At 71.8% G+C, this 11,640-nt stretch carries 10 protein-coding genes and 1 pseudogene; all 11 read left to right on the top strand.

Annotated elements, in window-relative coordinates:
• Positions 1–252: pseudogene (locus tag GXW76_RS23170) on the top strand (type VI secretion system protein TssA); the annotation flags it as partial.
• A 105-nt stretch (positions 253–357) separates the two neighbouring features.
• A complete protein-coding gene (gene tssB, locus GXW76_RS23165) occupies positions 358–864 on the top strand; it encodes a type VI secretion system contractile sheath small subunit (RefSeq protein ID WP_211864512.1) in 507 nt (168 codons plus the stop codon).
• 3 nt (positions 865–867) lie between these two features.
• Positions 868–2,364 (top strand): type VI secretion system contractile sheath large subunit, encoded by a 1,497-nt coding sequence (gene tssC, locus GXW76_RS23160; RefSeq protein ID WP_211864511.1) that lies wholly within the window; start codon positions 868–870, stop codon positions 2,362–2,364.
• A gap of 33 nt (positions 2,365–2,397) precedes the next feature.
• Positions 2,398–3,960 (top strand): type VI secretion system contractile sheath large subunit, encoded by a 1,563-nt coding sequence (gene tssC, locus GXW76_RS23155; protein WP_211864510.1) that lies wholly within the window; start codon positions 2,398–2,400, stop codon positions 3,958–3,960.
• Entirely contained in the window at positions 3,957–4,742 is a 786-nt protein-coding gene (locus GXW76_RS23150; protein WP_211864509.1) for a type VI secretion system accessory protein TagJ, read from the top strand. Before tssC (GXW76_RS23155) ends, GXW76_RS23150 begins: the two co-directional genes overlap by 4 nt.
• A gap of 166 nt (positions 4,743–4,908) precedes the next feature.
• Positions 4,909–5,400 carry a type VI secretion system baseplate subunit TssE gene (gene tssE, locus GXW76_RS23145; RefSeq protein ID WP_211864508.1) on the top strand — a complete coding sequence of 164 codons (492 nt, stop codon included), beginning with the start codon at positions 4,909–4,911 and terminating at the stop codon, positions 5,398–5,400.
• A gap of 3 nt (positions 5,401–5,403) precedes the next feature.
• Positions 5,404–7,230, top strand: coding sequence for a type VI secretion system baseplate subunit TssF (tssF, locus tag GXW76_RS23140; protein WP_211864507.1), 1,827 nt, complete (start codon positions 5,404–5,406; stop codon positions 7,228–7,230).
• Entirely contained in the window at positions 7,227–8,330 is a 1,104-nt protein-coding gene (gene tssG / locus GXW76_RS23135; RefSeq protein ID WP_211864506.1) for a type VI secretion system baseplate subunit TssG, read from the top strand. The genes tssF and tssG overlap by 4 nt, the downstream gene beginning before the upstream one ends.
• Before the next feature lie 27 nt (positions 8,331–8,357).
• The gene (locus GXW76_RS23130; protein ID WP_211864505.1) at positions 8,358–9,851 is read left to right on the top strand and encodes a class I SAM-dependent methyltransferase; all 1,494 of its coding nucleotides are present in this window, start codon (positions 8,358–8,360) and stop codon (positions 9,849–9,851) included.
• 24 nt (positions 9,852–9,875) lie between these two features.
• Positions 9,876–11,378, top strand: coding sequence for a class I SAM-dependent methyltransferase (locus tag GXW76_RS23125; protein ID WP_211864504.1), 1,503 nt, complete (start codon positions 9,876–9,878; stop codon positions 11,376–11,378).
• 64 nt (positions 11,379–11,442) lie between these two features.
• Positions 11,443–11,640, top strand: a 198-nt coding sequence (locus tag GXW76_RS23120; RefSeq protein ID WP_211864503.1) for a hypothetical protein, incomplete at its 3' end; no start/stop codon positions are given.

The following is an 11,640-nucleotide window of genomic DNA, read 5'->3' as shown; positions in this document are numbered from 1 at the left end:
GCCCCGGGCGCCCCCGCCGCGGCGGCCGGCGCCCCGCGCGCGCTGCGCACCCGCGACGACGCCATCCGCCAGCTCGAGGACATCGCCGACTTCTTCCGGCGGACGGAGCCGCATTCCCCGCTCGCCTTCACGCTCGACGACGCGGTGCGCCGTGCACGCATGCCGTTGCCTGATCTTCTGGCGGAGATCCTGCCCGATGCCGGTGCCCGTAGGGCTATGTTGACCACCCTCGGGATACGGGTTCCCGAGTAACGGACCCTGTGATCCGGATGCGTTGACCCGGATCACACTGCCTGCGTAATCTTCGCGCGATCCGAAACCCTTGGGCTACGGACCTCGCCCTCTGGAGGAATTCTGATGAGCAGCGTGCATGACAAGCTCGCGCGGGTCCGCAAGCCGCGCGTCCACATCACCTACGAGGTCGAGACCGAAGGCGCGCAGATCGAGCGCGAGCTCCCCTTCGTCGTCGGCATCATGGGCGACTTCGCCGGCGACCCGACCGAACCGCTGAAGCCGCTCGCCGAACGCAAGTTCGTGCAGATCGACCGCGACAACTTCAACGATGTCATGGCGCGCATCCAGCCGGGCCTGAACATCAAGGTCGACAACACGCTCGCCGGCGACGGCAGCCAGATGGCGGTCAACCTGAAGTTCCGCAGCCTCGAGGATTTCGAGCCGGCGAAGGTGGCCGAGCAGGTGCCGGCGCTGAAGGCGATGCTCGAGACGCGCGCCAAGCTGCGCGACCTGATGTCGAAGGTCGACCGCTCGGACGAACTGGAGCAGCTGCTCGAGCAGGTGCTGCAGGACAAGGACAAGCTCGACAAGCTCTCCGCCGAACTCGGCATCGACAAGAAGGAGGGCTGAGTCATGAGCCAGACCGAATCGCAGCCTGCCGGCGCAACGACGACGACAGAGGCGGAAGGCGGCCTTGGCCTGCTCGACCAGGTCATCGGCGCCACCAAGCAGACCGAGAAGGATCGCGCCACGGACCTGATCAAGGCGCTGACCGAGGAAGCGCTGAAGGGCACCGTGACCTTCAGCCGCAACCTGCAGCAGACCTTCGACCGCGCCATCGCGGCGATCGACCAGAAGGTCAGCGAGCAGCTCAACCAGATCATGCACAACGAGCGCTTTTCGAAGCTCGAGGGCTCCTGGCGCGGGCTGCACTACCTGGTCATGAACAGCGAGACCGGAACCTCGCTGAAGCTCCGCCTGCTGCAGATGAGCAAGCGCGAGATGTCGCGCGACCTGCAGCGCGCGGTGGAGTTCGACCAGTCGACCCTGTTCAAGAAGATCTACGAGAACGAGTTCGGCACCCCGGGCGGCGAGCCCTACGGCGCGCTGATCGGCGACTACGAATGGACCAGCCACCCGGACGACATCGAGACGCTGCGTCTCGCTTCCTCCGTCGCGGCGGCGTCCTTCGCGCCCTTCATCTCGGCGGCTGCGTCGCAGATGTTCGGCATGAACGACTTCCGCGAGCTGTCGAAGCCGCGCGACCTCGCCAAGATCTTCGAGACGGTCGAGTACACCAAGTGGCGCTCGCTGCGTGACACCGAGGACGCGCGCTTCCTCAATCTCGTCATGCCGCGCACCATCGCGCGCCTGCCGTACGGCGCGGCCACCGTGCCGGTCGAGGAATTCGCCTACGAGGAGGCTCCCTACGACGCCGAGGGCAAGCCCAAGGCGATGGAGCACGAGCATTACTGCTGGATGAACGCCGCCTATGTGATGGGCGCGCGCATGACCGACGCCTTCGCGCAGTACGGCTTCTGCGTCGCCATCCGTGGCGCCGAGGGCGGCGGCAAGGTGCAGAACCTGCCGACGCACGTCTTCACCTCGGACGACGGCGACAGCGACACCAAGTGCCCGACCGAGATCGGCATCACCGACCGGCGCGAGGCGGAACTCTCCGGCCTCGGCTTCCTGCCGCTCTGCCACTACAAGAACACCGACTACTCGGTCTTCTTCGGTGCGCAGTCGGTGCAGAAGCCCAAGAAGTACGACCGGCCGGAGGCGACGGCGAACGCCGCCATCTCCGCCCGCCTGCCGTACCTCATGGCGACGAGCCGCTTCGCGCACTTCCTGAAGGTGATGGCGCGCGACAAGATCGGCTCCTTCATGGAGGCGACGGATGTCGAGATCTGGCTGAACCGCTGGATCCGCAACTACGTCAACAGCAACGAGAGCGCCGGCCAGGAGATGAAGGCCCGCTATCCGCTGCGCGAGGCGAAGGTCGAGGTGAAGGAAGTGCCGGGCAAGCCCGGCGTCTACAACGCCGTCGCCTATCTTCGCCCGTGGCTGCAGATGGAGGAACTCTCCACCTCCATGCGCATGGTCGCGCGCATTCCGCAGAAAGCCTGACCACGGCCGGGCGGGACAGAGAGGTGCGGCACCATGCCGCAAGGAACCGAAACTGACCCGCCCGCGCCGCTTCGCGCGCTCGTCCTTTCCGGGCGCTTCCTAGGCGAGGGAAGCGGCGCGGCCGGCGCGGAGGGCATCGCCGCCTTCAACGCCGGCACCTCCGCCGCCGAATGCCTGAACGCCTGGTTTGGGCCGCGCCTCGCCGACATCCTCGCTCACGACCGCAGCCCGGCCGGCCGCGCGCGCGCCATCGCGCGGCTGGAGGAAGCCGTCGATCGCGACATCGCCGCGCTCGACCGGCTGATCGGCACGCAACTCGACGGCGTCCTGCACCATGAGCGCCTGCGCCGGCTCGAAGGCGGTTGGCGCGCGCTGTCCTGGCTGGTGGACCGCGTGCCCTTCGGCGCCCGCATCAAGATCCGCGTGCTGACGGCGCGCTGGGCAGAGGTTTGTCGTGACTTCGAGCGCGCGCTGGAATTCGACCAGTCCGCCCTGTTCAAGATGGTCTACGAGGGCGAGTTCGGCACGCCGGGCGGCGAGCCCTTCGGCATGCTGCTCGCCGACTACGAGGTGCGCCACGCCCCCGGCCCCGGCAGCCCGACGGACGACGTGGCCGGGCTGGACGGGCTGGCCGGCGTTGCCGCAGCGGCCTTCGCGCCGGCGGCGATCGCGGCGCATCCGGCGCTGCTCGGCTTCGACACCTGGGCGGGGCTGAATGCTGCGGCCGACCTGACCGACGTGCTGAAGGCGGCTGACCGCACCCGCTGGCGCGCCCTGCAGGGGCGGGAGGACAGCCGCTTCCTCGCCGTGCTGCTGCCCCGCGCGTTGGCCCGCGCGCCCTGGCCGGACGACGCGACGCGCGCGGACGGCTTCCGCTACCGCGAATACGCCCCCGATTCCGCTGCCCGCGTGTGGATGAATGCCGGCTATGCGCTCGCTTCCGCCGCCATCCGTGCCTTCGCCCGCGCCGCCTGGCCCGCCGATGTGCGTGGCGCCGCCGTCAGCCGCGAACCGGCGGGTGGTGTCATCGAGAGCCTGCCGGCCGAGCGCCTGGCCGGCGATCCGCGCGATGCCTCCCTCCGTCCGCCGGTCGAGGTGGCGCTGACCGACGACCAGGAACGCCAGGCCGTCGAGGCGGGGCTGATCCCCTTCATCGGCCTCGAGATGTTGCCCGAGGCCTCCTTCGCCGCCACGCCGTCCATCCACCGCCCTCCGCGCATGAACGGGGAGACGGCTGCGGCGGCCAATGCGAACCAGCGTCTTTCGGCGCAGTTCAACGCCATGCTCTGCGTCAGCCGCTTCGCCCATTGCGTGAAGCTGATGGGCCGCGACATGGTGGGTTCCTTCAAGACGGCGGACGACATCCAGCGGCGCCTGCAGAAATGGCTGCAGGGCTTCACCAACATCTCCGGCTCGGCGGGCGACCAGGGAGCACGGTTTCCTCTGCGCGACGCGCGCGTCGAGGTGACGGAAAAGCCCGGCCAGCCGGGCGTCTATGGCTGCACCATCCTGTTGCAGCCGCATTACCAGTTGGACGAGGTGGGAGCAGCCTTCCGCCTCGTCACGGATCTCCAGGCGGCGAGGCAAGCGGCATGACGACGGCAGGCGACGCATTCAAGGCGGGCGACATCGAAGGGGCGGTGGCGGCGGCGACCGCCGCGGTGAAGGCCGCCCCGCGGGAGGCGGGGCCGCGGTGGCTGCTCGCCGAGATGCTGGTCTTCGCCAGCGAGTTCGAGCGCGCCGACCGCGCCCTCGACGCCGTCATCGAGGACACGCCCTCGCCGACGGTGATGGAATTCCGCCAGTTGCTGCGCGGCGAGGTGGTGCGCCGCCAGGTGCTCGCCGAGGGCCGCGTGCCGAAGTTCCAGGGCGAGGACCCGACCGAGGCGCAGAAGGCGACAGCGCGCGCCATCACCCTGCTGCGCTCCGGCGACAAGGCCGGCGCCGCGGCCGCCGCGGCCGAGATCGAAGCCTTGCGCCCGCGCGTGCCGGGAAAGATCGACGGCGCCGCCTTCGACGACTTCCGCGATGCCGACGACGTCTTCGCCGCGATGATCGAGGTGCACACCGCCGGCGGCGAGTACATGTGGGTGCCGACGGAACGGCTCCGCGCCCTCTCCTTCGATGCGCCGAAGCGGCCGCGGGACCTCTACTGGCGGCGCGCCAGCATCGAGATGAAGGACGGCCAGGAAGGCGTGGTCTATGTCCCGGTCATCTACCCCTGGACGGCCAAGGACATGCCGAACCCGCTGCGCCTTGGGCGCGGGACGGAATGGCAGGAGGATTCCGGCCTGGTGCGTGGCCTCGGCATGCGCGAATTCCTGGTGGGCGAGGAGACGAAGACGCTCACCGAGTTCGATGAGATCACCTTCGATTGAGCGCGCGGCCCCACAACCCGCGCACCGAAAGGCGGCCCGATGCTCCGCATCGGGCCGGGAGCGCACAGCGCGACCGCGCCCAACCCGCCCGCCGCCGCCAATGCGCCAGCGCATGGCGCGCAAGCCAAGCCGGCGCATGCCGGCGCCGGCGTCTGAGGCCAACAAAATGAGCGACACCCGATCGAGCCCGCGCGTCCGGCTGCCGCTGCTCGACCGGCTGCTGGATGCCGACCCGGACAGCCCGCGCGACCCGCCGCTGTCGCAGTCGCTGGCGGTGGAGCAACTGCGCCTCGCGGTGCGGCGCGACATCGAGGCGCTGCTGAACGCGCGCCGCCGCCGCCTGCCGCCCGATCCGGGCCTGGCGGAATTGCCGCTCTCGCCCGTCGGCTACGGCGTGCCCGACCCGACCGCCGGTTCCTTCACCGAGGAGGAGCGCCGCGCCGCCCTCTCGCGCGAGATCCAGGCCACCATCACCCGCTTCGAGCCGCGACTGACGAACGTGAAGGTGCAACTCCGCAAGGAAGAACGGGAATCGATCGACCGCGTCCTGCGTCTGCGGATCGAGGCAATACTGCGCACCGACCCGGTGCCCGAGCACATCTCCTTCGAGACGCTGGTGCGCCCCACCACGCTCGACGTTGCGGTGCGGGAGGACTGAGCGATGTCTGAATCGCTTCTCCCCTATTACAACCGCGAGCTCGGCGCGATCCGCAAGCTTGCGGGCGAGTTCGCCGACGCCTATCCGAAGGTGGCTGCGCGCCTGCGCGTGACGCCGGAGGCGGTGGACGACCCCTATGTCGAGCGCCTGCTCGAAGGCGTGGCCTTCATCGCCGCGCGCGTGCAGCAGCGCCTCGACGACGAGTTGCCCGAGTTCAGCGAGACGCTGCTCGAGATGCTCTCGCCGCACCTGCTCGCGCCGGTGCCGTCGATGACGACGCTGCGCCTCTCGCCGCCGCTCGATTCGCAGGGGGCGACACGCATCCCGCGCGGCCTGCTGCTTGAAACCGAACCGGTGCGCGGTGAGCCGGTGCGCTTTGCCACCTGCCACGACGTGACCGTCTGGCCGGTGGCGATCGAAACCTTCAAGCTGGCCGGGCAGCCCATCGCCGCGCCGGCCAATCCGGGCGTGCAGGGGGCGGCGGCCTGCCTGCGCATCGGGTTGCGCACCACCACGCCGGACCTGACCTTCGCCAAGGTGGGGCTCGACCGGCTGCGGCTGCACCTGCGCGGGGTCGGTGCACAGGCGGCGCTGCTGCACGAGTTGCTCTGCACCTCCACCCTCGGCATCGCGCTGGCCGACAGCCCGGCCGATCCACGGCCGACCTTGCTCGGGCCGGAATGCCTGCAGGCGGCCGGCTTCGAGCAGAACGAGGCCGCGCTGCCCTGGCCCAGCCGCTCCTTCTCCGGCTACCGCATGCTGACGGAGTGGTTCGCCTTTCCGGAGAAGTTCCTCTACCTCGACCTCAAGGGGCTCGAGGCGCGGACGCTCGTGCAGGAAAGCGACCGGCTCGACATCTACGTCTATCTCGGCCGCGCCATGCCGGAACTCGAGCGTGTGCTGGGGCCTGAGAACGTGGCGCTCGGATGCACGCCGGCGATCAACCTCTTCCCCCATCGCTGCGAGCCGATCGCGCTGGATGGCACGCAGTCCGAATGGATGGTGGTGCCCGATGCCCGCCGTCCCGGCGCGCTCGAGGTCTATGCCGTCGAGCAGGTGCGCGAGAGCCGCCCCGACGGCATGCGGCGCAGCGTGCTGCCCTTCTACCGCCTCGGCCGCGCCGAGGAGGGGGAGGAGGCGGCCGCCGAAGCGAACTACGTCACCTTCCGCCGCGGCGCGACGCCGCCCGTCACCGGCACCCAGACCTGGATCGAACTGCGCGATGCCGGCTTCGACCCGGCGCGCCCCGCCGAGGGCGTGCTGACCATCGAGGCGCTGTGCTGCAATCGCGACCTGCCCGCGCTGCTGCCCTTCGGCGCTGGCCAGCCTCGGCTGCGCGTTTCCCAGGGCGGTGCGCCGGTCTCGGCGGTGGATTGCCTCTCCCCGCCGACGCCGACGCTGCGCCCAGGGCTGAACGACCGCGGCGCCTGGCGGCTGATCTCGCATCTGGCGCTCAATCACCTGTCGGTCACCGGTGGCGAGCAGGGGGCGGCGGCGCTGCGCGAGATCCTGCGCCTGCACGACCTGCGTGATTCGGCCGAATCGCGCGCGGCGATCGGCGCGCTGGCGGCGGTGGACACGCGGGCGGGCGTCGCGCGCCTGCCCGGCGGGCGCGCCGGCACATTCGCCCGCGGCCTCGACGTCACGCTGACCTTCGACGCGCAGACCTGGGGCGCGGCTGGGCTGTATCCGCTGGCGCAGGTGCTGGAGCGTTTCCTCGCCTTGCAGGTCTCGGTCAACGCATTCTCCCGCACGCTGGTCGCGCTCCGCGGGCGGCCGGGGCTCGTGGCCCGCTTCGCCCCGCGCAGCGGCACGCGGACCCTGCTGTGAGCGATACGCCGCAGGACGCACCGCCGGCCGAATCCACGGAAACGGTGCTGCCCGACCTCGAATCCCTCACGGTCGCGACGGTGGAGCAGGCCGCGGCCTCCCGCCCGCCGCCCGAGCCTCCGTCCTCGCCGAGCCTCGTGCCGCTCTCCCCCGTCGAGCGCCTGCGGCGGGAGCCTGCGCGCTTCGACCTCGATCAGGCCGTGGCGGTCACGCAGCGCGCGGCAGGGATGCCCGAAGGCGAGCCGGAGGCGCTGCGCCTGAGCACCTCGGCGCGCCTCGCGACGCCGTCCGGGCCGATATTGCAGGCGAAGCCGGAGGAAGGCGAACTCACCCTCGGCACCTTCGGCCTGGTGGGACCGGGCGGCGCCCTGCCGCGCCACCACACGGCGATGGTGGCGGCCGAGCAACGCAAGCGCTCCCTCGCGCTGCATGCCTTCCTCGACATGCTCGCGCGCCGGACCACGGGGCTCTACGCCAAGGCGGGCGCCAAGTACCGGCCGACGCGCAACCCGGAGCCGGCGCGCCGCGCACTCGCCGCCGCGATCGGCATGGGCACGTTGCATCTCGACGAGCGCATGCGCCTGCCCTTCGAGGACCTGCTCTTCCACTCGGGCAACCTCTCCTCCCGCACGCGCAGCGCCGAAAGGCTGCGGGCCATGCTGGAAGCCGAGACCGGCCGTCAGGTGGAGATCGAGGAATTCGCCGGCGGCTACATCCGCCTGCCGCCCGACGAGCAGACGCGCATGCCCAAGGGCCGGGGGCCGGTGCAACACTGCGCGCTCGGCGTCTCGGCGACGGCGGGGGCGCAGGTCTGGGACCCCCATGCCCGCTTCATCATCCGCTTCGGCCCGCTGACGCGGGCGGAATTCGAGGCGCTGCTGCCCGGCACCCCGGCCTGGCTGCGCATCACCCAGCTCGCACGCCTCTTCGTCGGGCCGGATACCGCCTTCGCCGTGAACCTGGTGCTGAAGAAAGAGGAAGTCCCTCCCGCCACCATGGGCGGCGGCGCGCGGCTCGGCTGGTCGAGCTGGGCGCCGACCTCCCGCCCGCGCACCAGGGACGCGCGCGACGCGGTGTTCGAACCGCGGGAGATGGCGTGACGTGGGGCACGCGACCGGATGCCTGAGATGAGGGCGCGCCACGGCGCCGCCGATGCGCGCTACTTCGCCGCCTACCAGCGGGACGCCGCGCCGCCGCGCATGCACCTTGCGCTCGCTGTCGCCGACACGGTCTGGGCGCCGGCGGACCGCGACCGGTTGGCGGTGCTCGACATCGGCTGCGGCCGCGGCGTCACCGCCTGCCTGCTGGCCGCGGCCAATCCCGGCTGGGATGTCATCGGCCTCGACTTCCAGCCGGCACATGTCGCAGAAGCGCGGGAGATGGAGGCCGAGGCCGGCCTCGCCAACGCCCGCTTCATCGAGGCGGACCTCGCCGAATTCGACGAGGACAAGGCCGCCAGCCTGCTGCCCGAGGTTGATGCCGTGATCTGCAACGGCGTCTGGACCTGGGTTCCCGATGCGGTGCGCGCCGGCATTCTCCGCCTGCTGCGCGCGCGCATGAAGCCCGGCGGCATCCTTTTCATGGGCTACAACGCGCTGCCCGGCTTCGCCGACTGCATCGCCCTGCAGCGCCTGCTTGAGGAAGCCGCGCGCGGCGAGCCGGGCGGGGAGGCGGAGCGCGGCGCGGCGGCGCTCGCCGCGGTCGAGGCGCTGCGCGCGGCCGGCGCCAAGCACCTGCCGCCCGATGCGGTGCTCGACCACATCCTCATGCGCGGGCGGCGCAACCCGGCCACCTTGGCACATGAATGGCTGACCCCCTTCTGGCGCCCGGTCTTCCATGGCGACCTGGCGCGGGACCTGGCGCGCGTCGGACTTGAATACGGCGGCTATGCCCGCCCCGAGCACGGTCAGGCCGAGCTGAACCTGACGCCGGAGCAGCAGGCCGCGATGGGCGCTGCGCCGCCCGGCTTCGCACGGGAGACACTGCTCGACACATTGCTCAACCGTCGCTTCCGTACCGACATCTTCGTGCGCGGCCGGCGCACGGGCGCGCGCCGCAGCCTGCCTGGAGTGAGGGTCACGCTGGCCGCAGCCCCCGAGGCCTCGCGCGTCGTGCTGCAGACGCAGAGCGGCCAGGCGGAACTGCCCGACGAACAATCCGCCGCGATCATCGAGAGGCTGGCGCGAAGCCCGGCGACGCTAGGCGAACTCGCCGCGCTGCCAGGGAACGAGGATCTCAATCCGCTCGACCTCGCGGTGATGCTGGTGCACAGCGGCTTCGCCCATCCGCTGTGGCGCGATCCGGCGGCCGATGCCGGGGCGAAGGCGCGTGCCGCGCGCTGCAACGCGGTGCTGCTGCACCGGCTGGGGCGGGACGCGGTGGCGATCGACGCGCCGCTCGGCGCCGCGGTGCCCGGGCTGGGCTGCGCGGTGCAGATGAGCGCCGCGGAACTCGCCGTCGCGGTTGTCTTGCAGGAAGGTTCGGCGCCGGATGCGGCGGCGCTCGCTGCACGCCTCGCCGATCCCGAGGGCGGGCCCGAGGCGCTCGAGGGCGCGCGCGCCGGGATCGCGGACGTGCTGGCGCAGCGCCTGGCGGCCTGGCGCATGATGGGCCTCGCGTGAGGCGGCGCGGGCAGGGGATGCGACATGGCTGACGCCAAGACCCGCTACGGCGCCGCGGATGTCCGCTACGTCGCGGCCTACCAGCCGGACACGGCGCCGCCGCGGTTGCAGATGACGCTCGCCATCGCCGACACGGTATGGCGGCCGGCGGACCGCGAGCGGCTGACGGTGCTCGACATCGGCTGCGGCCGCGGCGTCACCGCCTGCCTGCTGGCGGCGGCCAATCCGCACTGGGATGTCATCGGTCTCGACCTCCAGCCGGTGCACATCGCCGAGGCGCGCGAGATCGCCGCCGAGGCCGGCCTCGACAACGCCCGCTTCATCGAGGCCGACCTCGCGGAACTCGACGAGGACAGCAGCGCCCGCCTGCTGCCCGAGGTGGACGTCGTCATCTGCTACGGCGTCTGGACCTGGGTGCCCGATCCGGTGCGGGAGGGCATCGTCCGCCTGCTGCGGTCCCGCGTGAAGGCGGGTGGCCTCGTCTTCATGGGCTACAACGCGCTGCCGGGCTTCGCCGACTGCATCCCGCTGCAACGGCTGCTCGAGGAAGCGGTGCGCGGCATGCCGGGCAGCGACACCGAGCGCGGCATGGCCGCGCTCGCCGCTGTCGAGGCCCTGCGCGCCGCCGGCGCCCGCCACCTGCCGCGCGAGGAGGTGCTGGACCATGTGCTGACGCGCGGCCGCCGCGCGCCCGCCTACATGGTGCATGAATGGCTCACCAGCTTCTGGCGGCCGGTCTTCCATGCCGACCTCGCGCGCGACCTCTCGCGTGCGCGGCTGGAGTATGGCGGCTGCGCCCGCCCGGCGCGCAGCCTGCCGGACCTCAACCTGACCGAGACGCAGATTCGCGCCGTCGCCGCCGCTCCGCCGGGCTTCGCGGGCGAGACGCTGCGCGACACCTTCCTCACCCGCCGCTTCCGCACCGACGTCTTCGTACGCGGCCGGCGGCCGGGCGGGCGGGCGATGCTGCCGGAGATCCGCATGGCGCTCGACGTCGCACCCTCGGCGGCGAAGATCGTCATCCCGACCGAGGCCGGCGAGGCCTCTGCCACGCCGCAGCAGGCGGAGGCGCTGCTCGCCGCCCTCGCGACGGGGCCGAAGACGATCGGCGAACTTGCCGCGCTCCCGGCGGTGCAGGGCCTCACGCCGCTCGACCTCGCCGTGCTGCTGCTGGGCAGCGACGTCGCCAGCCCGCTCTGGCGCGATGTCGAACCTGGCGCCGCGGCCCGCGCACGTGCGGCGCGCTGCAACGCCACGTTGCTGCGGCGGCTGGCGTCCGAGGCCTCGGCCATCGCCGCGCCGCTCGGGGCGGCGGTGCCCGCGCTTGGCACCGCCATCCCGGCCTCCGCGGCGGAACTCGCGGTGATCGTCGCGTTGCAGGATGGCGTGCCGGCGGAGACCGCGGCCGTGGCCGCGCATCTCTCCCGCCCCGGAGACGGACCCGAGGATCGGGCGCGCATCGCGGAGGGCGTCGCCCACCTGCTGGCCGACAGGATGCCGGCATGGCGTCTCGTCGGCCTGGTGTGAACGGCTTCGGATGCGGCCGCGTTGCGCGCGTGGTAGATGTGATCTCATCGAAGGAGAGTGCTCCATGACCCGCTCGTTCCTGCTCGCCGGCGCGGCTGCGCTGGCCTTTCTCGCCGGCATGCCGCCCGTGCTCGCGCAGTCGGACCCCGCCGCGCTGCAACTGATCGAGCGGCTGCGCCCGCAGGCCGGCGGCCAGACGCGCGGCATCCGCGTCCCCGGCAGCGTGGAGGGCGCCGGTCCGCAGGCCGCCCCCGTGCAGCCG

The organism is Neoroseomonas soli (assembly GCF_018129065.1).
Taxonomy (GTDB): Bacteria; Pseudomonadota; Alphaproteobacteria; order Acetobacterales; family Acetobacteraceae; genus Neoroseomonas; species Neoroseomonas soli.
Note: the sequence above shows the minus strand (reverse complement) of the source record. Positions and strands in the feature narration are given on the sequence as shown.